The sequence below is a fragment of the Amedibacillus sp. YH-ame6 genome (genome assembly GCF_053848845.1).
This window is the reverse complement of record NZ_JBSPEZ010000027.1, coordinates 1-20,667: the sequence shown is the minus strand read 5'-3', so window position 1 is coordinate 20,667 and position 20,667 is coordinate 1. Positions and strand designations below refer to the sequence as shown.

Below are 20,667 nucleotides of genomic sequence, written 5' to 3'. Positions count from 1 at the left end.
CGCTAGAATGAACGATGCATTAAAAGATCCTATGGTCTTACGCCAAATTATCATGGATCATTATGAATACCCAAGAAATCATACATTAACAAAAGATCAAGGGTATGGTGAAAAACATATGGCTTCTGATTCTTGTATCGATGATATTTATGTACAAAGTAAGATTCGTGATGGAGTTGTGGAGGATATCCGCTTCGATGGTGTAGCGTGTACGATCTCCACAGCTTCCACTTCTATTATGAGCGAACTCTTACAAGGAAAACGTACAGAGGAAGCAAAAGTTATCATCGAAGAGTATTTTTCTATGATTGATCAAAAAGAATATGATGAAGACCTGTTACAAGAAGCAATTGCTTTTCAAAATGTTGGAAAACAAGCAAATCGTATCAAATGTGCTACCATTGGATGGAAAGCAATGAAAGAACTCATTGAAGAAAGTGAGGAGTCTTAATGAATGAAAAACAGCTTCCTTTGGAAGATGAATATAAATATGGTTTTCATGATAAAGATACAAGTCTTTATAAAACAGATAAAGGTTTAACAAGAGAAACGGTAATGGAAATATCCCATATTAAAGAGGAACCACAGTGGATGTTGGACTATCGTCTAAAAGCATTTGAAACATTTGAAAAAATGCCAATGCAAACCTGGGGACCAGATTTATCAGATTTAAACTTTGATGATTATACATACTATATCAAACCAAGTGATCGAACAGAAAAGAGTTGGGATGATGTACCAGAAACCATTAAGGATACATTTGATAAACTAGGAATACCGGATGCAGAAAAGGATTTTTTAGCAGGAGTTACTACCCAATATGATAGCGAAGCTGTTTATCATAATATGTTGGAAGAGGTAGAAGAAAAAGGTGTTATCTTCTTAGATACGGATACCGCTTTGAAAGAACACCCAGATTTATTTAAGAAATACTTTGGAACCCTTGTTCCATATAGTGATAATAAATTTTCAGCTTTAAATAGTTGTGTTTGGAGTGGCGGTAGCTTTATTTATGTTCCTAAAGGTGTAAAGTTAGATAAACCTCTACAATCCTATTTCCGTATTAATACAGAACGTATGGGACAATTTGAACGTACGTTAATCATTGTGGATGAAGGTGCGGATATACATTATGTAGAAGGGTGTACAGCTCCTGTATATTCAAAGGATTCTTTGCATGCGGCAGTGGTAGAAATCTTTGTGCATAAGAATGCACGATGTCGTTATTCTACCGTACAAAACTGGAGTGATAACATTATCAATCTGGTAACCAAACGTGCAAAAGTATTTGAAAATGGAAGTATGGAGTGGATTGATGGAAATATTGGTTCTCAAACCAATATGAAATATCCTGCTTGTATATTAGCAGAACCTTATGCACGAGGAACTTGTATTTCGATTGCGGTAGCCGCAAGAAAACAAGTACAGGATGCAGGTGCTAAAATGATTCATCTGGCACCTCATACCTACAGCAATATTATATCGAAATCTGTATCAAGGATTGGTGGAGAAGTGAACTATCGTGGACTAATCTATCATGGGCCAAATGCGGCATACGCCAAAAGCAAGGTAGAATGTGATACCTTAATTCTAGATAAACAATCACGTAGTGATACGATTCCAACCAATATATCAAAAAACATGACATCACAAATTGAACACGAGGCAACCGTTTCCAATATCAGTGAGGAACAATTGTTCTATTTGATGTCCCGAGGCTTATCTCGCTCACAAGCTACAGAGATGATTGTTATGGGATTCTTAGAACCATTTACAAGAGAGTTGCCTATGGAATATGCAGTGGAATTAAATCAACTTTTAAAACTCGATATGAGTGAGTCCATTGGATAATGAAAACAGACGTTAGAAAAGAAATGTTGAGCGTGCGAAATGCACTTTCAAAAGAACAAATTCAAACCAATAGCGAGCGTATTTGTCAATGCCTCTTGCCATACTTAAAGGGAAATGTTGGATTGTATTACGCATATGGAAGCGAAGTTAATCTTGCATCTTTATTGCAGAATAAAAACGTTTCCTTTGCACTACCAAAAACATTTCCAGATCATACGATTCGTTTTTATCAAGTTGATGAACATACAAACTTTAGTGTCGGAAGTTATGGTATTCGTGAACCAAAAGATGCTAGAGAAGTGGAAGCATTGGATGTTTTACTAATTCCACTTGTGGCCTTCGATGAACAATGCAATCGTTTGGGACATGGTGCTGGGTATTATGATCGTTATCTCGAACATTTTCAAGGGTTAAAAATAGGTGTTGCACATGAATGTCAAAAGGTGGAAAATGTCTTCGAAGAAGCACATGATATCCCTCTGGATATGATTGTGAGTGAACACAAAATATATAAAAACATGAACTTTTAGGAGTCCATGTTTTTATATATTAGAGAAAAAAATCTTTACTTTTTGATGATGTATTGGTCAAAAAGTTCTTTGTTGTAGGCATCTGCATCATCCATATTACTTGAACGAAATACTGGTGCTAGCATTTTGTGTTCACGTAGAAGTTCAACAAAGCGACCGATGATACATTGGGATAAATAACACCCCGTAAGCGTAGAAATAGGTCCCATTTTAATTGTATCATCTATTTCAACACCTGCATCGCCTAGTGGGGCCATATTATCCAATACAATATCTGCACATTCAAATAAACGAAGTCCACTTTCATGACGACTTTGAATACTCTTACTATGGCTTAAAGATGTTATTGCGATGATATGTACACCTTTTTGTTTTGCACGCAATGCATATTCAACTACCAAGGGGTTTCTACCAGAATTGCTTGTCATAATGAGAACGTCACCTTCTTCTAAGGTGTATACTTCTTCTAGTACATCTGCATAAGATGATGTGCGTTCTAAATGGGTGCTTTTAGTGGGATGGGTGGCAAGGGTCATCTCGATTTCTACAATTGGGTAAATTTTGGCAAACCCTCCAGCTCTTGCGTACAAATCTTGACCAATCATATGGGAATGACCTGTCCCAAAGGTATAAATTTTCTTCTGGTTTTGTTCACAGGTAAATAGCAATTGTGCAGCTTCTTGCATTGAAATTAAATTTCTTTGATGTGTTTCTTCCAATGTGCTTTTTACAAATGTGTGATAAGTATCCATAAAATTCATAGTTTATCCTCCTTCAATCACATATTTATGTTGTTTTGTATCGCGTTGAATTTCACTTTATGCTATGTGAAAGCTTATGATTTATAAATGAAATTCTCACTATCTATATGGTAACATTTTTCATGATGAAATGCATACGCATTTCTATCAAAAAGAGAAAATATAGGAAGCGCGAAAAGGGTTAAGAATAGCCTTAAAAAATATCATAAGTAAGAATAAATGTGCTATAATTGTAACACCTTAAGAGAAAGGTTGTTGTTTGTGAAGTTAAGAAATATAGCTGGTATTTTCATCGTAAGTCTTTGCGTAGTTGGGTTGTTCCAACTATGCCCTTTTGCATTATCAACTTCCTCTTCAAAAGATGTTACAATGGGAAAACAAGCCATGCAACAACTTGCCAAACAAGATATCAATGAGATCAACTCTCAAATTCAAACCATACAAGATAAATTCACTTTACAGAGCGTTGATGTAGGTTCTTTTTCTGCTAGATTTGCGAATACAGTTATCATGGGAGATTCTTTAGCGGCAGGTTTGATAGAATATGGTATTATGCCTGCTAATTTGGTGATGGCGGAGCGTGGAAATCGAACAAACAATATAAATGAAGATATAGATCGAGTGATTGGGTATGCACCCAAAGCAATTTTTATGGAATATGGAATTAATGATTTAGGCTATTGTCGAGGGAATGCAAAGTTGTTTGCGTCGCAGTATAAAGAGCAAGTATCTAAGCTAAAAAAAGCATTACCACGTACAAAAATATATATCAATTCACTTACTCCGATTGCAATATGGGCGCAAGAAAAAAATCAAGTTTATACCTATGTGGATGAATTTAATGAAGCCTTACAACAAATGTGTAAAGAGTTGGATGTATCATATATCGATAATACAAAACTAATAAATTTTAATGGAGATGTGTATGAGTTTGATGGTGTACATCCGCATTACCCATATTATCCAATTTGGCTTGAGCATATGTTAGAAACTGCAGGTTATTAGGAGGGTGTACTATGAATAAAAGAAACATAATATATACTTTATGTTTGCTGGGGTGTGTATTTGCTTGTGCTTTGCCGTTTCTTCGCGCAGATAAAGATGTTTCCTTTGTGACACTACAAAAAGAAATACATGAACTCGCAAATTCGCAAGAATTAAAAGAAGAGGATCGTAGTTATATACGGAAACAATTTGAATTAAATGATAGCGACTATCAAAATGCAATTTATTTTGGACCTATCTCTGCCATGGAAGTAAATACACTAATGGCAGTAGAATGTACAAGTGAACAAAAAGAATATATACAAAAACAAATGAAAAATAAAGTAGATAAACAATATAAGAGCTTTGCCAATTATGCACCAAGGCAAGCTAATCTATTAAAAGATGCACGCATATTTGAGAAAGGAGATTACATCTTTCTAATCATACACAAAAATGATCAAGTGTTGCAATCCAAGATAGAGTCATTATTTTAGAAAGGAGAGGTGTGTATGTCATTCAGCAGTGTAGAATTTATTTTTATGTTTTTACCGATTGTGTTGTTGTTATATATATGTACACCTTTCAAATATAAAAACGTTGTATTATTAATCTCAAGTCTTTTCTTCTATGCTTGGGGTAATGTGTATCACGTATGCATTCTTTTTCTATTGATTCTATTAAACTTCATATGTGCGATGTATATCGAAAAAGAAGAGGGAGCAATACGTAAACGGCGTTTATTAGAGGCAATTATTCTGAATGTCGCAATTTTGGTATATTTTAAATATTATGGATTCGTACTAGAGACAGTATTTGCGTGGATTCCACAACCCCCTTCATATACATTATTTGAAATACCGCTAGGAATTTCTTTCTTTACATTTTCTGCGCTCGCATATTTGATTGATGTATATCACAATGTTGTTAACGCGGAACGTAATGTTATAACATTTGCATTGTTTATTTCCTTTTTTCCAAAATTGATTATGGGACCTATTGAACGTTTTGATATAATGAAAAAACAAATAGAACATCATCCATTAAAAGTAGAGCTCTTTGAGCAAGGATGTATTACATTTATGTTTGGACTTGCCCAAAAACTCATTCTTGCTAATACAATGGGAAGTATTTGGACAATGTGTTATAGTAGTGAAACGCTATCTATGAGTACTGCATGGTTAGGGGTATTGGCCTTTACATTTCAAATTTATTTTGATTTTCAAGGATACACACAAATGGCGATTGGAGTAGGGAAGATGTTTGGTTTCCATTTATCACAAAACTTCAACTATCCTTATATTGCAACAAGTGTTACCGATTTTTGGAGACGTTGGCATATTACATTAAGTAGCTGGTTCAAAGATTATATCTATATTCCATTAGGTGGAAATCGTACCTTTTTTGAGAAGGCATTAAGAAATCTGATGGTCGTATGGCTGCTTACTGGTATTTGGCATGGTGCGAATTGGACGTTTATCCTATGGGGTTTATATTATGGTATAGTGTTAATTATAGAAAAATATATACTTGATGAAAAACTTGAAAAACTGCCCACTTTCTTGCGTTGGATTATGACTATGTTAGTGGTCATGGTAGGGTGGATATTTTTTGCATCAAATACAATTGGAGAAGCATTTGGTTATATTGGTAATTTGTTGATGGTAAGAGGGAATGGATTTGTGGATACAAATACAATTACGATTCTATCAGAGAATTTCCTTTATTTTGTTGTAGCTGGTATTGCATGTTCACCGTTATTAAACAAAGTATATGTCCAAATGAAACTATTATTAAAAGAGCAAATGTGGTATATGAAACCGATTCTTACGGCTTGTTTCTTTATGATTTTGTTGGCATTTTTAATATCTAATACATATCAAGCATTTTTATATTTCAAATTTTAAGGAGGGTTTTTATGAAAGAAATTAAAAACATATTGAGTAAGAGTGGAAGCTCTATAATATTTGTATTGTTTTTAATTGTTTTTTCATTGGCTTTTTTACTTGTTCCAGCTCAAGAAACCTCAACTACTGAAAATCGTCCTTTACAACAAAAACCCAAAGTAACTCTTTCATCCGTTTTAGAAGGTAACTATCAGGAAGATATGAGTAGTTATTTAAGTGATCAATTTTTGTTGCGAAGCTCATTGGTGAAAATACATACGAATTTAGAACATCAACTAGGAAAAAGTGAAATTAATGGTGTCTATATAGGTGAAGATGATGAATTGTTTCAAGAGAGTGTTGTACCAGATAAAGATATGATGAAACAAAAGCTAGATACCATCAATGCGTTTGTACAGAATCAAAAAGATATTCGTATAAGTATGATATTAGCACCCAATAAAGCAACTATATTAGAAGATAAATTACCTTCTAATATTCCAGGTCAAAATCAACAACGTACGATGGAATCCTTCCATGATGGACTTGACAAGAGTATTCAATATGTAAATGTTACTAGTGCACTTTCAAAACATAAAAAGGAAGGATTGTATTATCGCAGTGATCATCATTGGACAAATAAGGGGGCATATGTTGCATTCAACACATGGAAACAAGTAGTTCTCCCTGATGAAGCTTTATTTACATATGAAACCTATTGCGTAAATGGATCCTTCTATGGAACTTTAGCGAACACTAGTGGGTATTTTCGAGGAAAAGGAGATTGCGTAGAAATAGTAACTTCCAAAGAAGATCCTAAGTATGTTGTAAAATATGCACAAAACCAAACTTCTACAACCACTATTTTCGATGCTCAGAAAGCAGATTCAACCAATCCATATGAAGTATTTCTATCTGGCAACCAACCCTTGATTGATATTTCCACAACAGTAGAAAACCAACGCCATCTATTATTGATAAAAGATAGTTATGCCAACAGTTTTCTTTCCTATCTTTTGCCATACTATAACCAAATTACAATTGTAGATCCACGTTACTATTACGAAGATTTATCTCAACTTATAAAGGATCGTTCAATCAGTGATATTTTGTTTTTGTATAATGCGAATACATTCTTTTCTGATACATCGTTACAAAGCTTATTGAAAGATACTCAGGAAGCAGGGTGATAAAGTGGAACAAAAAGATACGTTATATCACATGGTGTATGAACACTTAAAGCATGACATATTGCAGTCAAAGTTTAAAGCAGGAGAAAAACTGCCATCCTTAAAAGATTTATGCGAATACTATCAAGTTGGCAGAAACACAATGCGTTATGCAATACATCTACTTGAAGAGATAGGATTTGTTATGCCAGCACAGGGATCTAATCATATTGTTATATATAACATTGATGATTTTGAATACAATCGTGCATATCGTCTTATGATTATTTCAAAGTGTCAAGCAGCACATGAAGTACTTAAAATACTTGGTTTAATTATGCCTTTGATTGCACAAGAAGCGTTATTAAAAAGTAGTGATTATGATCAAGAAAGTATGTTAAAAATCATCGAACACATAGAAAATGATAAAAATGCAAATCCTAATATTTTGCTAGAACAATTGATGAAATTGTATACAATAGCGTTTGCTAATTTAAACAACACAATGTTCTTAAATTTATTTCAAACGATGATGAGTTTTATTACGATACCAATCAATACAAACGATAGCAATCGTTTCACAAGCCGATATATTCAAAGAAGAATACGAGTTGCTGCTATGCATAATTTTAAAAAAGCAATCAAGGGAAAAACGCTCGTTTTAAAAAAGATTATCCCAATCTTTACATCTTTGGTAGATAAAGGGGGAGATCACTTTTGTAAAGAACACTGTGGTGATTTAAAAGAATATGAGCCTATTCTCTTTGTGTGGAGAGCTGAATTACAACAACGCTTTCTTTACAACCAAGTAAGTGTAGATATTCTTCACATGATTACTTCTACAGGCTTAATGTTCGGAGATAAGTTACCATCTATCGAAGAGTTAGGGAATAAATATGGCATATCTAAAAATACAATCATTAAATCTATCGAAGAATTGCGTCTATATGGTATTGTGGAATCCGTCAATGGAATCGGAACCATTCTAGCTTATGATGAGCATACAAATCTTCAAGGAATATTAGAAAAGCCTCATGTACAATGCAAACTAATTACATTCCATGAAATGCTTGAGCTCTCCAAATGGATACTTTCGTCTTTTCAAAAGAAGCAATTCAAAAATATTTCTCAAGAAGCATGCGATGTAACCCTTTCTAGGCTAGATAAGGATTTTTCTTTGCAACCTATTATGCATATGATTTGTGAAAGCTACAATCCTACATTATCCTATATCTTTAGACAGATGAGCGATTCCTTTGTTTGGCAAGTATTTACTATGCTATTAAAACAGCAGGATAAGTTTGTAATTCAAAGCGAAGAAACAAAGAGTAAAATAAAACAAGCCCTTAAAAATGGGGATATGGAGATTGTGCAAAAATTATTGATTCATACGCTAAACAATTATGAAAAAACGCTTCAAAAAGCAGGGTTCAAATAAAAGGATTTACTGATGTTTATGAATAAGTTGTGAAAAAGAACAAACGTTTAATCATTTGTTCTTTTTTGTTTTATGTATGAGAAAATGTATTCATGTGAATAGAATCGGTGAATTATCTACTATGTCTATATAAGCTTACAGAAAGGAACTGGTACTATGATAGGTAAGCTTATAAAAAAAATTACAAATTTATCTTGAAAATTGTATTGCTTTCGATTACTATAATAGTGTGAAGTACTAATTAGTACAAGGTTATATTATTTGGGTAATATATGATGATAGAAGGGGATCATTCTTATGATAGATGTAATTGATTTTAATTTGCAAACGATGCACAAGTGTAAAAAAAGTGAGAAGGCTATTTATGCAATGCTTCCTTTTTTTCAAGATACCGTTTTGATGGGGGATTCTTTGGCGGAATCTATTTTGGATTATCGTTTGCTTAGAAAAAATAATGTTATTGCCAAGCGTGGTAGAAGTGTTGACATGATTGATGGGGATATGTTGCGTGTAATTGCCTTACAGCCTAGAATCGTATTTATGGAGTATGGTAAAAATGATGTTTATCGTTTTCGTGGAGATGAAGAGGCTTTTATCAAAAAATATAAGGAGCAAATACGCCGTTTATATGCACATGATATAACGAAGATTTATATTAATTCGATTATTCCTATGCGAAGTGATACACTTGCGAAATTTGGAGGTGTCACAGTGATTGCTAGATTCAATGATGCGTTAAGAGCTATGTGTGAAGAAATGAATCTTACATTTATTGACAATAGTTATTTGATGCAATGGGAAGATGATATGTTTGAGTATGATGGAATCCATCCTAAATATCCGTATTATCCTAAATGGTTACAAAATATTATAAAAGTTGCAAATTTAAAAAGTGATGAATAAATAAGAGCTGACGCCATCAGCTCTTATTTAATATAGGTTATTAGAATAGTCTGTAATTCTTCAGGATATTTTTCTATCCAGTTTACATAAGTTGTAGTATGTTTGCTTACTTGATTTGCAATGCTTTCCAGGAAACAGCAAACATCTTCTTCTAGGATAACACCTTTTGTTTCTCCGAAGGTAGCATGCAATAAAGCTTCCTTACCATGAATGCTTAATGTATAAGCAGGGAATGCTTGTTTATCGATAACTTTAACGGTTCCTTGAAATCCTAATGGTCCGATTTGATTCGTACCACAAGAACTTGGACATCCTGAAATAAAGATACGAGGAAGAACATGATCCGCATATTCTTTTTCTCTTAAATACATGATTGCTTCTTTCAGTGTGCCTTGTGAATCACGTAAACCAACTTGGCAAGTAGATGCTCCAATACAAGCAACGCTTTCTTCAAATTCATTACGCGCGCCATCCTTTGTAATATTTAAAACAAGCTTGGCTTCATCTGCTGTACAGTTTACAATGTATACTCCCTCTTGTGGAGTAATACGAAGTTCCACTTCTTCCATATCCTTAATTACTTCATAAATATCGGATAATTTCTTTGGTGTAAGGGTTCCGCCAATTGGATGATAGAAAACAGCAAATAATCCAGTTTGTTTTTGTGACGTGACTCTACGATCTACAATATTTCCATTTCCTGTTTTATGAACAATTCTTTCTTCCACTTGAAGTTTTAATTGTTCACCAGCAAATGCATTTTCAACCTTCTTCTGAAACTCCTCTATTAAACCATCTTTTCCAAGAACTTCTTGTAGATAACGAGTTCTTGCTTTTGCACGATTTTCATAGTTCCCATATTGCATAAAAATTAAAACCATAGCGGATACATAATATAAGATATCTTCTCCAGCTACATGATGTCCTACTTTTACTCCCATTTTTGGATTGTTTCCAAGACCACCTGCACAATATACATCAAAGGTATGATCACTGTTGGCTACAAACCCTAAATCTCTAAAAGTCGCATGAGTTTCATTTTTTTCATTGTTACTAAATCCAATCTTTAACTTTCTAGGTAATGAAAATTTATTGATGAGTGTTAACATATAGTCTCCAACAGCTTGCGCATAGGGGATGACATCAAAGGTTTCCTGAGGGTCACATCCACTTAATGGAGAACACATGACATTACGAGGAAAATCTCCTCCACCTCCACGACATACAATGTCATGATGTAAGGCATTCAACATGATATCGGAAATTTCCATACCACTCAAATCATGAAGCTGAATTGTTTGACAGGTAGTAAAGTGTGCTTTATTCACTTGATGCTTTTCACAGGCATCAATAACAAATTTTAATTTGTCTTTCGTGACAATTCCTTGATTCATACGCAGACGAAGCATAAAGCTTTGTCCACCTCGTTGTGCATAACTACCAAATCCACCAGAATATCCTTTATAATCTTTTACACTGATTTCTTTGTTGATGAACTGCTTTGTTTTCTCATGAAATTCATGTATTTCTTGTTCTAGTTCTTGATAAAGTTGTTTGTTCATAATGCCGCTCCTTTGCAAAGTTGGTTATGTATACATGATACCACAAAACAAACATTTCATAAAAAAACTTCTGCTTATACCATCATAAGCAATTATTATAGGGGTTTCCTTGTAAGTAGGGGATGAAATTTGTATAATATAACTACGATAAAAGCGGGTGTGCAAATGAAATTTTCACTAATCGGAGTAAGTTATAAAAATACGGATATATCTTTAAGAGAACGTTGTGCATTTAGTGATACGCGCATTCTTTCTTTTTATGAGCAATTATTATCCTATGGAATAGGACAAGCAGTACTTCTTTCTACATGCAATCGTAGTGAAGTATACTTTTTATTTGAACATGAACAACAACGCATGAATTTAAAAACCTTGTTTATGGAATATACAACAGAAGAGATAGAACCTTATCTCTTTGAGAAAACAGATAAGGAAGCAATCACTTATTTATTTGAAGTATGTGGGGGATATCACTCTTTAGTAGTAGGTGAAGACCAAATATTACATCAGATGAAAAATGCATATGAACTTTCATGTGCGGTAGGGGCTTGTGGAAAACAATTACATAAGATCTTTCAAAGCTGTTTTGCAAGTATCAAAAACTTGAAGGCCACAACAGAAAGGGAACAAAAACCATTATCTATTGCGTATTTAGCAATGCAACAATTAAAGGAAAACATATCCCTACGTGATAAGACGATGATGATCATTGGAAATGGAGAGATGGCAGAATTGATGCGAACCTATGCAAAGGAAGAAAACCTAAAACGTCTTTTATTATGCAATCGTACTAAAGAACATATCCAAATAGATAAAGATATAGAAATCATCCCTTTTGAAGAACGTTACCAAGTTATACAACAATGCGATGTCATCTGTAGTGCAACTGCAAGTCCTCATATCATCCTTAAAAAGGATAATTTCCCAAACATACATAAACCTCTTTATATGGTAGATTTGGCAATACCTCGAGACATTGATACCAATCTTCGTACAATTGAACATTTCCATGTATTGGATATGGATGACTTAAAAGAATATGCACGCATACATTTATCGAGACGTGTATCTGCCTTACAAACATACCATGAAATATTAGAGAAGGATATCGAAGAACTTTGGAAGTGGCTACAACATCATAGCTTTGATGAAACTATTCTAACTTTGCAAAAACGAAGTGAAGAGATGGCAACACAAACCTATGATTTGTTAAAAAGAAAGCTTACACTATCAAGTCATGAAGAATATGTATTAATGAAAGTACTACACAGTTCGTTTATGAGGTTGATTAAAGAACCAGTAATGCAACTAAAAAAATTAGAACAAGAAGATCAAAAAGCGTATCAACAAATGTTGGAAATGCTTTTCCAAGGAGATGATGAACAATGAAATGGATATTAGGAACCAGAGGAAGTAAACTAGCGATTGCGCAAAGTGAACAAGTGAAATATCTACTGGAAGAAGCTTATGATGATGTAGAAGTAGAACTAAAAATCATTAAAACAACAGGCGATAAAAGGTTAGATGTACCTTTAGATGAATTGAATGATAAAGGCGTTTTTGTAAAAGAGATTGAAGAAGAACTTATAAATGCAAATATTGATTTAGCGGTTCATAGTATGAAGGATATGCCTTCTCAATTAGATGATCGTCTTTGTTTTACAAAAACATTGTTGAGAGAAGATGCACGAGATGTCTTGATTTTACGTAATGCGACTTCACTTGAACAATTGCCACAAGGCGCAAAAATCGCAACAGGAAGTAAAAGAAGAAGTGCACAATTATTAAACATACGAAAGGATTTATGTGTATGTGGAATTCGTGGAAATGTGGAAACACGTATTGCGAAAATGCAGGAAGAAAAGTTGGATGGAATTGTGCTTGCTGCTGCTGGTCTTCATCGATTGCATATGCAATCTTATATTAGTGCATATTTCGAAGAAACAGAAATGGTTCCTGCTTGTGGGCAAGGAGCTTTGGCAATTGAAATACGAAAAGATAGTACAGAAATCGCTCAGCGTATACAAAAACTTTGCGATGAACAAGTTCATCAAGAAGTGGAGATAGAGCGTGCTTTATTAAGTGCAGTGGATGCAGGATGTCATACTCCTTTTGGAGTGCGTGCTCATATCGTAGAGGATGAAGTATTCCTTTTTGCTGTGTATCAAGGAGACAATCAAGAACTTCATCAGGTACAAAGAAATTATCAACTGGATACGATTATGGATGAAATACAAGTGCTTGCAAAAGAACTAAAAGAAGGAGAAAGAACGTGATTTACATTACAGGAGCAGGCTGTGGTGATTTCTCTTTATTAACGTTGAAGGCAAAAAGAGTGATTGAACAGGCAGATTGCATACTTTATGATCGTCTTTTAGATTCTCAAATCTTACAGCTTACAAACGATAGCTGTGAACGGATATATGTAGGCAAACAAAATCACCATCATAGCCTTCCACAAGAAGATATTCAAAAACTTTTAGTAGAAAAAGGACAACAATATCAAAATGTGGTACGTCTTAAAGGAGGAGATCCCTATGTGTTTGGTAGAGGGAGTGAAGAAGCTTTATATCTAGCAAAGCATCATATGGAGTTTGAAATCATTCCTGGTGTAACCTCTGGTATTGCTGGAAGTGCACTTGCTGGAATTCCAGTAACTCATCGAGGATGTGCATTAGGAGTCCGTATTATGAGTGCACATACAAAGAATGATACGTTTGCACAAATGGATTTTGAATCTATGGCAAATACCCAAGATACACTTATTTTTCTTATGGGATTAAATAATCTAGAAGAAATTGTACATTATCTTATGCAAGCAGGTAAAGATACTCATACCCCCATAGCTCTCATTAGCAATGGCGGTAGATTCAATCAAACAAGCGTACAAGGTACACTATCTAATATTCTTAAACAAGACTTAAGTTCCATTGTTTCTCCAGGTATCATTGTGGTAGGGAATGTAGTGGAATTTCAAAATGAACTTTCTTTTTTACAACACAAACCATTGTTTCAAAAACAATATTTGATGGCTTGTATGCAATACGATGAAGAAATTTTGTGGCAATTTCAAGAAGCAGGTGCCCATTTGGATATGATAACTTGTGGTCGTATTGTCCATCTTCCATATACAACATCGTATCCAATAAATGAATATACGCATATTCTATTTACAAGCAAACATGGCGTGGATGCTTTCTTTCACCAACTGTTTGAAAAAGGAATGGATCTACGTACATTCGCACATACAACAATGTGTGCCATTGGTCAAAAAACCGCAGAGCATTTGAAACAGTATGGTTGCATTGCAGATGTTGTATCAGATGTTGCTAACAGCGAAGGATTTGCACAGTGTTTAAAACATGTTCTTACAAAAGAATCTAATGTTTTATTACCAAAGGCAAAGAATCATAATCGTATCTTAGAAGAAAGCATTTCTCAGTTGTGTTCTATAGAGTCCATTAAAGTTTATGAAACCATACCATCACCATACACTATCCAAGAAAAGGATTATAATGGAATCTTATTTACTTGTTCTTTCGTCGTTCATGAATGCATGAAACAACTACATACTTGGAAGAACATTTTACAAAAACCAGTCTACGCGATGGGGAAGAAAACAACGACAACTTTACAAGAATATGGCTTTCAACATATCATAGAACTTAAGGAAGCAGACCGTTATCAATTTATAGAAAGTATTCTAGAGGAGGAACATCATGTATAGAGGAAGAAGACTTAGGAAAAACGAGAAAATACGCTCGCTGATACAAGAAACAACACTACGTAAACAAGATCTTATTCTTCCTATCTTTGTAATAGAGGGAACAGGTATTTATCATGAAATTGAAACCTTACCAGAAGTGTATCAATATTCGATTGATAAGTTACATATCATATGTGAACAAATGATACAGGCAGAAATCTATTCTTGTATTCTCTTTGGCATTCCTATGCATAAAGATGCGTTTGGAAGTAGTGCTTATGATGAACATGGCGTTGTACAAGAAGCCATCCGTTTTATGAAGAAAGAATACCCTAGCATATATATCATAGGTGATGTATGTATGTGTGAATATACAGATCATGGACATTGTGGAATCTTAAATGAAAACCACAAAGTTGACAATGATGAAACACTCCCTTATTTGAATAAAATCGCCTTAAGTTATGCGAAAGCTGGCATCGATATGATTGCGCCAAGTGACATGATGGATGGACATATCGCAACACTTCGCAAAGCATTGGATGAAGAAGGATACAAAGAAGTAGCGATTATGGGATATAGTGCAAAATACGCATCTAACTTTTATGGACCATTTCGTGCAGCCGCAAACTCTACTCCATGTTTTGGAAATCGCAAAGGGTATCAGATGGATTATGCCAATGCTAGAGAAGCATTAAGAGAAGTTGAGGCAGATATTGAAGAAGGTGCAGATATCATCATGGTAAAGCCAGCCCTTGCTTATCTTGATATTGTGGCAACTGTGAAGCAACGTTTTTCACACCCACTTGCGGTATATAATGTGAGTGGAGAGTACGCTATGTTAAAGATGGCAATTGCAAATGGTTTACTTGCGGAAGATGCTATCATTGAAAGTATGTTATGTATGAAACGTGCAGGTGCAGATATTATCATTACATATTTTGCATTATATTTGGCAGACTGCATTGATGAAGGACGGATATAAAATGAACAACAAAAAATCCAAAGAGCTTTTTGAAGAAGCTTGTAAATATATACCTGGTGGAGTAAATTCACCTGTACGTTCCTTTGCAAATGTAGGAACACCTCCTATATTTGTGGAACGTGCATTTGGAAGTCACGTGTACGATGTAGATGGAAATTCCTATATTGATTATATTGGTTCATGGGGGCCAATGATACTAGGACATGCCCATCCCATAGTAACATCCCATGTGGATGATGTTGTGAAAAAGGGAATTAGCTATGGCTTGTGTACTGCAAAAGAAATCGAACTAGCAAAGCTAATTTGTGATGCTTATGCAGGAGTAGATATGGTTCGCATGGTAAATTCAGGAACTGAAGCAACGATGAGTGCGATCCGTGTAGCTAGGGGTTACAGTGGAAAAGAAAATATCATAAAATTTGAAGGATGCTATCATGGACATAGTGATGGATTGCTAGTACAAAGTGGTTCAGGAGCATTGACCTTTGGTGTACCAACCAGTCCTGGGGTTTTACATGATGTAGTGAAGCATACCCTTGTTGCGAGGTATAACGATATCAATTCTGTAAAAGAACTAATTACAAACAACAAAGGAAATATTGCGGCCATTATTTTAGAGCCTGTAGCAGGTAATATGGGAGTAATTCCAGCAACAAAAGAATTTTTATTTGCATTACGAACGCTATGTGATGAAGAACAAATTGTACTCATCTTTGATGAAGTGATAACGGGCTTTCGTCTTCGATATGGTGGAGCAAGTGAATATTACGGTATTGTTCCTGATATGGTTTGTTTCGGGAAAATTATTGGTGCTGGAATGCCAGTAGGTGCTTATGGTGGTCGTGCAGATATTATGGAAATGGTATCTCCACAAGGACCGATTTATCAAGCAGGAACACTTTCAGGAAATCCATTCGCAATGGAATTAGGTGTACGACTTTTAACTTATTTAAAACAACATCCAACTTGTTATCGAGAACTAGAAGAAAAAGGGAAGTACATGAAAGAACAACTTCAACGTATGATAGAAGAATATCAACTTCCATGTGTGGTGCATCAAGTTGGTAGCTTATGTTCTCTTTTCTTTAGAGATGAATTACCTTATAACTACCAAGATGTTTCCTCATGTCATACGAAAGCATATACCATCTTTTTTCAATCCTTATTACAACAAGGTATCCTCATTGCCCCTTCACCATATGAAGCAATGTTTTTATCCACTGCCCATACACAAGATGATATAGATACAACACTTAACGCAATGAAACACGCTTTAAAACAGGTAAAAGAACATGTCTTTTCATGTAGAGATTGATATAGCGAATGCTTCTGTTTTGATTCTTGGTGGAGGTAATGTTGCTCTTCGTAAGACAAAACAATGTCTTGAAGAAGGCGCGAATGTATTCATTTTATCGAAAGAAATAAAAGATGAATTTCGAGAACTATCTATTACGATAGTACATGAACCTTATCACAAGGCAATGTTATCTCAGTACTTGTTTTGTATTGCTTGTACAAGTGATAAAGCATTTAATGAACAAGTCTTTGCGGATGCGAAGAAGATGCATTGTTTATGCATGGGAGTACATCAAGAGGATGCATCGAACATGCGACCAAGGGTAAGCAAAGATTTTGATGATTTTCAAATCGCTGTTTCCACAAAAGGTAAGTATCCAGCCATGACGTCTAATTTAGTAGATAAAGCAGGTGCATTTCTTCAAGAAACACAAGGAGAACGCTTGCGATTGTTAAGTAGTATTCGTAAAGCTTTACCTAATAATCTAGATGCATGCACTCGACAGAAATTTTGTCGCCTATTGCTTACTGTATCATACGATATATTATTACAAATAAAAGAAATATTAAATCATGATTCAATGCGTGTGCTTTGTTACCATGGGGTAAAGGATGAACACGTGTTAGAAAAAATCAAAACCTTTGAAACCTTAATTCAACAAAAGCATTCAAAAGAATTAGTATGTAGTGCTTATCTATCACAAGCGGTTTGTAAAACAATCAATGCAAGTAACTATAAAGTATTTGAGCTTGGTGTATTCTTACCATATTTTCATCAATTTCACAAAACAATTATCCTACAACCGATGTTATTTCAAAAGGGAGTCTATTTTGATCTAATTCAGAAATGGGAAACGTATTCGAATGTGTTTATAGAAGAACCAATGTTCGCAAGTGATGAAGCAATAGAAGAATTATGCGAATGCATTTCTTCCACATATGCAACGTATGATCAAATCCTTGTTTGTTATCATGCTAGTAAAGATGGAAATTTTTGTAACAAATTAAAAAGGCTTGCGCCACAATTTCCGAATTTGTATTTTTCAAGAGAAGTGAAAGTACCTTTCGAGGTAAAGCTAAAAGGTCATCGTATTTTTGTACTTTCACTTTATATGTTAACTGGCAAACATAGTAAAGATACAGTAGAAAGAGTAGATGAATTAAGAAGGCAAGGAAATGAAGTAACATATTTACAACAAAGTATGATAGAACTAGAGTGTATGCGAGATCTATTGATACAGAAAATATTATAGATTAAAAATTATAGTAAATGAACGATAAAACTGCCCCTATGTCTTAGCTAGGAGCAGTTTTACTTATAAATATAAAAGAATTTGTCATTCTTAATTTTGGCGCAGTAAGAATCCAGAATAGGTAGCAACATATACATTGCCTTTTCTTACCATGGACTGTAAATCCAATGTACCTTTGTACCATGCTTGTGCTTGATTGTTGTACTCACTATATACAATTGTAGAAGAAAAACTTGCGATAGATTTTGTTACTGTAACTGTTTTATAGTAAGTAATACCAGGGATAACACCTGCACCATTTTTGGATATATTAATATTTGCATCAAGAATAGTAGAACTATCTACATAAGCTGCATCAAGTTCCATATAAGTGTTTTCATCTGCGTATACTTTAACGATTTCTCCAGATTCCACTACAGGTTCATCTTCCATTCCTGAGAAAATTTCTTCATTCAATAGAACATTTCCACTGTCCATTTCATCATCTTGAGCATAAAGTGAAACTGGCCCCATACAACATCCTACTAATAATGAACAAACTGCTAGTTTTAGTAAAGCCTTCATAACATTCTCCTTTTCCCCTATATAGGTCTTTATAAAAACATTATACCATAAAAAAATATATGTCCAATAATAGTATGATGAGAATAGTTTTTCTGAATTTTATGTCATAACATGTCGAATGTATCATACGCTATATTGAGGTAGATGCGAATGAAAAAAATAATAAAAGTCTTAGTTGCTATGTGTATGTTGTTTTCTGTATGCTTACTTCCTATTCAAGCGGAGAGTGTAAAAATTACTGGTGTTGATTTAGCTGGGAGTGCTAAGGCAGCGTATTTAATCGAGAATACGACAGGTAAAGTGATCTTTGCGAAGAATGAAAAGGAGAAACTTTATCCTGCAAGTATGACAAAAATGATGGGATTATTACTTATCTTTGAAGCTTTAAATCATCAAAAAATTAGTTGGAAAGATGATGTGACAACGAGTGAATATGCAGCGAGTATGGGTGGCTCGCAAGTATTCCTTGAAGTTCATGAAACCATGAGTGTAAAAGATATGGTGAAATCGATTTGTATTGCCTCTGCCAATGATGCCATGGTGGCAATGGCAGAAAAGATTGGTGGAACCAATGATAACTTTGTGAAAATGATGAATGCTAAAGCAGAAGAATTGGGTCTTATCAATACGCATTTTGTAAATGCTACGGGTCTTCATGATCCAGATCACTACACTTGTGCGAAAGATATGGGGGTACTTGCTCAAGCACTAATCAAAGAAGGTGGAGATGAAATGTTAGCCATAACTTCTACGTATGATGCTTATATTCGAGAAAATAGTGATAATAAATTCTGGCTAGTGAATACAAATAAGCTATTAAAACAATATGAAGGTGTAGATGGATTAAAGACGGGGTTTACCAGTGAAGCTCTTTCTTGTATCACAGTGAGTGCGAAACGGCAAGACTTACGTCTTATTGCAGTGGTTATGGGGGCACCGAGTAGTAAAGAGCGTAATGCGATAGCAAAACAAATGTTGGATTATGGGTTCTCTCAATATGCACAAGGTTTATTGTATAAAAAAGGGTCTAAGTTAGATGAAATTACTTTTGAAAATGGAAAACCAGGAAAAGCAAACATTGTTGCGTTGGAAGATGTTTCCTATGTGTTTGAAAAGGGAAAAGAACCAAAGGAAAAGAATAAGAAAATTGTAATTACAAAACGTTCGTTGCCATATGTAAAAGATAAAAAGATTGGGTATGTACGGGTGGAAATGAGCGATGGGTATTATATGGAAGTTCCCATTGGAGTTCATAAAACGATTGAGCCACTAGATTATATGGATATTTTTATGAAAACATTTAAAGATGTATTTGCGTAGGCAATTTTAGAACTTAGGAATAAAATAAGAGTGAGCATTACAGACTAGAAAAGAAAGAAGGTATCTGTGATGGCAATTCTATTCATCATTTTAATAGTTTTAGGAACATTCTTTATACTGTTATTTCTTTACTCATTGTTGAAAGTTGCACACATTTCTGATGTATCTGCAGGATATGATGAAGGAAGGTTGACACAAGAGGAACCACAGGAACATATCGTCTCTTAAAGAAGGGTGAAGAAAGCCCTTTTTTTCTTTTTTTGTCGAGTGATGACAAGCTTTGTCGAATATCCACAAAGCTTTTTTTAAACGTGATACTATGGGTGTCGGAGGGATAAGTGTGAAACAAAAAGTGATGATAGTATAAAAAAAGACAAACCTAAAAAGAAGTTAGTGAAAAATTTAAAGCATTTATCAAAACTCAAGAACAAGGTGGAAGTTGAACAGAAGATATATCAT

20 protein-coding genes are annotated in these 20,667 nt (G+C 34.4%); 17 read left to right on the top strand and 3 right to left on the bottom strand.

The window, feature by feature from the left end; genetic code table 11:
- The first annotated feature begins 7 nt into the window (after positions 1 to 7).
- From sufU to ACWG0P_RS13835, 3 genes are read left to right on the top strand one after another with little or no spacing between them, the layout of a single operon-like run.
- Positions 8 to 451, top strand: coding sequence for a Fe-S cluster assembly sulfur transfer protein SufU (gene sufU, locus ACWG0P_RS13845; protein ID WP_455802227.1), 444 nt, complete (start codon positions 8 to 10; stop codon positions 449 to 451).
- The gene (gene sufB, locus ACWG0P_RS13840; RefSeq protein WP_455802226.1) at positions 451 to 1,851 is read left to right on the top strand and encodes a Fe-S cluster assembly protein SufB; all 1,401 of its coding nucleotides are present in this window, start codon (positions 451 to 453) and stop codon (positions 1,849 to 1,851) included. Before sufU ends, sufB begins: the two co-directional genes overlap by 1 nt.
- Positions 1,851 to 2,381: a 5-formyltetrahydrofolate cyclo-ligase gene (locus ACWG0P_RS13835; RefSeq protein ID WP_455802225.1), complete on the top strand. Its 531-nt coding sequence runs from the start codon at positions 1,851 to 1,853 to the stop codon at positions 2,379 to 2,381. Before sufB ends, ACWG0P_RS13835 begins: the two co-directional genes overlap by 1 nt.
- A gap of 35 nt (positions 2,382 to 2,416) precedes the next feature.
- On the opposite strand, the gene ACWG0P_RS13830 is transcribed toward ACWG0P_RS13835, so the two are convergent.
- Positions 2,417 to 3,142, bottom strand: a complete 726-nt coding sequence (locus ACWG0P_RS13830) for a sugar isomerase domain-containing protein (protein WP_455802224.1) — start codon at positions 3,140 to 3,142, stop codon at positions 2,417 to 2,419.
- 261 nt (positions 3,143 to 3,403) lie between these two features.
- Here ACWG0P_RS13830 and ACWG0P_RS13825 point away from each other — a divergent pair, with 261 nt between their 5' ends.
- The 6 genes from ACWG0P_RS13825 (at position 3,404) to ACWG0P_RS13800 (ending at position 9,522) form a co-directional block, all read left to right on the top strand.
- Complete coding sequence (locus ACWG0P_RS13825) at positions 3,404 to 4,147, top strand: SGNH/GDSL hydrolase family protein (protein WP_455802223.1); 744 nt, start codon at positions 3,404 to 3,406, stop codon at positions 4,145 to 4,147.
- An 11-nt stretch (positions 4,148 to 4,158) separates the two neighbouring features.
- Complete coding sequence (locus ACWG0P_RS13820) at positions 4,159 to 4,623, top strand: DUF4358 domain-containing protein (protein WP_455802222.1); 465 nt, start codon at positions 4,159 to 4,161, stop codon at positions 4,621 to 4,623.
- Positions 4,624 to 4,638: 15 nt separating this feature from the next.
- Positions 4,639 to 6,033: an MBOAT family O-acyltransferase gene (locus ACWG0P_RS13815; protein WP_455802221.1), complete on the top strand. Its 1,395-nt coding sequence runs from the start codon at positions 4,639 to 4,641 to the stop codon at positions 6,031 to 6,033.
- 11 nt (positions 6,034 to 6,044) lie between these two features.
- On the top strand, positions 6,045 to 7,202 hold the full coding sequence (locus ACWG0P_RS13810; RefSeq protein WP_455802220.1) for a DHHW family protein: 1,158 nt from the start codon (positions 6,045 to 6,047) through the stop codon (positions 7,200 to 7,202).
- Positions 7,203 to 7,206: 4 nt separating this feature from the next.
- The gene (locus ACWG0P_RS13805; RefSeq protein ID WP_455802219.1) at positions 7,207 to 8,619 is read left to right on the top strand and encodes a GntR family transcriptional regulator; all 1,413 of its coding nucleotides are present in this window, start codon (positions 7,207 to 7,209) and stop codon (positions 8,617 to 8,619) included.
- Between the two features lie 297 nt (positions 8,620 to 8,916).
- Positions 8,917 to 9,522, top strand: a complete 606-nt coding sequence (locus ACWG0P_RS13800; RefSeq protein WP_455802218.1) for a GDSL-type esterase/lipase family protein — start codon at positions 8,917 to 8,919, stop codon at positions 9,520 to 9,522.
- Positions 9,523 to 9,545: 23 nt separating this feature from the next.
- Here ACWG0P_RS13800 and ACWG0P_RS13795 read toward each other — a convergent pair whose 3' ends face one another.
- Positions 9,546 to 11,084 carry a nitrite/sulfite reductase gene (locus ACWG0P_RS13795; protein ID WP_455802217.1) on the bottom strand — a complete coding sequence of 513 codons (1,539 nt, stop codon included), beginning with the start codon at positions 11,082 to 11,084 and terminating at the stop codon, positions 9,546 to 9,548.
- 165 nt (positions 11,085 to 11,249) lie between these two features.
- Here ACWG0P_RS13795 and hemA point away from each other — a divergent pair, with 165 nt between their 5' ends.
- From hemA to ACWG0P_RS13765, 6 genes are read left to right on the top strand one after another with little or no spacing between them, the layout of a single operon-like run.
- On the top strand, positions 11,250 to 12,473 hold the full coding sequence (gene hemA / locus ACWG0P_RS13790) for a glutamyl-tRNA reductase (protein ID WP_455802216.1): 1,224 nt from the start codon (positions 11,250 to 11,252) through the stop codon (positions 12,471 to 12,473).
- Positions 12,470 to 13,360 (top strand): hydroxymethylbilane synthase, encoded by an 891-nt coding sequence (gene hemC / locus ACWG0P_RS13785; RefSeq protein WP_455802215.1) that lies wholly within the window; start codon positions 12,470 to 12,472, stop codon positions 13,358 to 13,360. Before hemA ends, hemC begins: the two co-directional genes overlap by 4 nt.
- Positions 13,357 to 14,811: a uroporphyrinogen-III C-methyltransferase gene (gene cobA / locus ACWG0P_RS13780; protein ID WP_455802214.1), complete on the top strand. Its 1,455-nt coding sequence runs from the start codon at positions 13,357 to 13,359 to the stop codon at positions 14,809 to 14,811. The genes hemC and cobA overlap by 4 nt, the downstream gene beginning before the upstream one ends.
- Positions 14,804 to 15,775 carry a porphobilinogen synthase gene (hemB, locus tag ACWG0P_RS13775; protein WP_455802213.1) on the top strand — a complete coding sequence of 324 codons (972 nt, stop codon included), beginning with the start codon at positions 14,804 to 14,806 and terminating at the stop codon, positions 15,773 to 15,775. Before cobA ends, hemB begins: the two co-directional genes overlap by 8 nt.
- Before the next feature lies 1 nt (position 15,776).
- Positions 15,777 to 17,090, top strand: a complete 1,314-nt coding sequence (gene hemL / locus ACWG0P_RS13770; protein WP_455802212.1) for a glutamate-1-semialdehyde 2,1-aminomutase — start codon at positions 15,777 to 15,779, stop codon at positions 17,088 to 17,090.
- Complete coding sequence (locus tag ACWG0P_RS13765) at positions 17,068 to 18,324, top strand: precorrin-2 dehydrogenase/sirohydrochlorin ferrochelatase family protein (RefSeq protein ID WP_455802211.1); 1,257 nt, start codon at positions 17,068 to 17,070, stop codon at positions 18,322 to 18,324. Before hemL ends, ACWG0P_RS13765 begins: the two co-directional genes overlap by 23 nt.
- 90 nt (positions 18,325 to 18,414) lie before the next feature.
- Here ACWG0P_RS13765 and ACWG0P_RS13760 read toward each other — a convergent pair whose 3' ends face one another.
- A complete protein-coding gene (locus tag ACWG0P_RS13760) occupies positions 18,415 to 18,888 on the bottom strand; it encodes a hypothetical protein (protein ID WP_455802210.1) in 474 nt (157 codons plus the stop codon).
- A gap of 150 nt (positions 18,889 to 19,038) precedes the next feature.
- Here ACWG0P_RS13760 and ACWG0P_RS13755 point away from each other — a divergent pair, with 150 nt between their 5' ends.
- Together ACWG0P_RS13755 and ACWG0P_RS13750 are read left to right on the top strand one after the other, a co-directional pair.
- Positions 19,039 to 20,208, top strand: a complete 1,170-nt coding sequence (locus ACWG0P_RS13755; RefSeq protein ID WP_455802209.1) for a serine hydrolase — start codon at positions 19,039 to 19,041, stop codon at positions 20,206 to 20,208.
- Positions 20,209 to 20,277: 69 nt separating this feature from the next.
- Positions 20,278 to 20,436, top strand: coding sequence for a hypothetical protein (locus tag ACWG0P_RS13750; protein ID WP_455802208.1), 159 nt, complete (start codon positions 20,278 to 20,280; stop codon positions 20,434 to 20,436).
- The last annotated feature ends 231 nt before the right edge of the window (positions 20,437 to 20,667 follow it).

Bases quoted from the DNA above. Each gene is read 5' to 3' on its own strand.
- sufU (WP_455802227.1), top strand. From the start codon at position 8: ATGAACGATGCATTAAAAGATCCTATGGTCTTACGCCAAATTATCATG.
- sufB (WP_455802226.1), top strand. From the start codon at position 451: ATGAATGAAAAACAGCTTCCTTTGGAAGATGAATATAAATATGGTTTT.
- ACWG0P_RS13835 (WP_455802225.1), top strand. From the start codon at position 1,851: ATGAAAACAGACGTTAGAAAAGAAATGTTGAGCGTGCGAAATGCACTT.
- ACWG0P_RS13830 (WP_455802224.1), bottom strand. From the start codon at position 3,142: ATGAATTTTATGGATACTTATCACACATTTGTAAAAAGCACATTGGAA.
- ACWG0P_RS13820 (WP_455802222.1), top strand. From the start codon at position 4,159: ATGAATAAAAGAAACATAATATATACTTTATGTTTGCTGGGGTGTGTA.
- ACWG0P_RS13815 (WP_455802221.1), top strand. From the start codon at position 4,639: ATGTCATTCAGCAGTGTAGAATTTATTTTTATGTTTTTACCGATTGTG.
- ACWG0P_RS13810 (WP_455802220.1), top strand. From the start codon at position 6,045: ATGAAAGAAATTAAAAACATATTGAGTAAGAGTGGAAGCTCTATAATA.
- ACWG0P_RS13800 (WP_455802218.1), top strand. From the start codon at position 8,917: ATGATAGATGTAATTGATTTTAATTTGCAAACGATGCACAAGTGTAAA.
- ACWG0P_RS13795 (WP_455802217.1), bottom strand. From the start codon at position 11,084: ATGAACAAACAACTTTATCAAGAACTAGAACAAGAAATACATGAATTT.
- hemA (WP_455802216.1), top strand. From the start codon at position 11,250: ATGAAATTTTCACTAATCGGAGTAAGTTATAAAAATACGGATATATCT.
- hemC (WP_455802215.1), top strand. From the start codon at position 12,470: ATGAAATGGATATTAGGAACCAGAGGAAGTAAACTAGCGATTGCGCAA.
- hemB (WP_455802213.1), top strand. From the start codon at position 14,804: ATGTATAGAGGAAGAAGACTTAGGAAAAACGAGAAAATACGCTCGCTG.
- hemL (WP_455802212.1), top strand. From the start codon at position 15,777: ATGAACAACAAAAAATCCAAAGAGCTTTTTGAAGAAGCTTGTAAATAT.
- ACWG0P_RS13765 (WP_455802211.1), top strand. From the start codon at position 17,068: ATGTCTTTTCATGTAGAGATTGATATAGCGAATGCTTCTGTTTTGATT.
- ACWG0P_RS13760 (WP_455802210.1), bottom strand. From the start codon at position 18,888: ATGAAGGCTTTACTAAAACTAGCAGTTTGTTCATTATTAGTAGGATGT.
- ACWG0P_RS13755 (WP_455802209.1), top strand. From the start codon at position 19,039: ATGAAAAAAATAATAAAAGTCTTAGTTGCTATGTGTATGTTGTTTTCT.
- ACWG0P_RS13750 (WP_455802208.1), top strand. From the start codon at position 20,278: ATGGCAATTCTATTCATCATTTTAATAGTTTTAGGAACATTCTTTATA.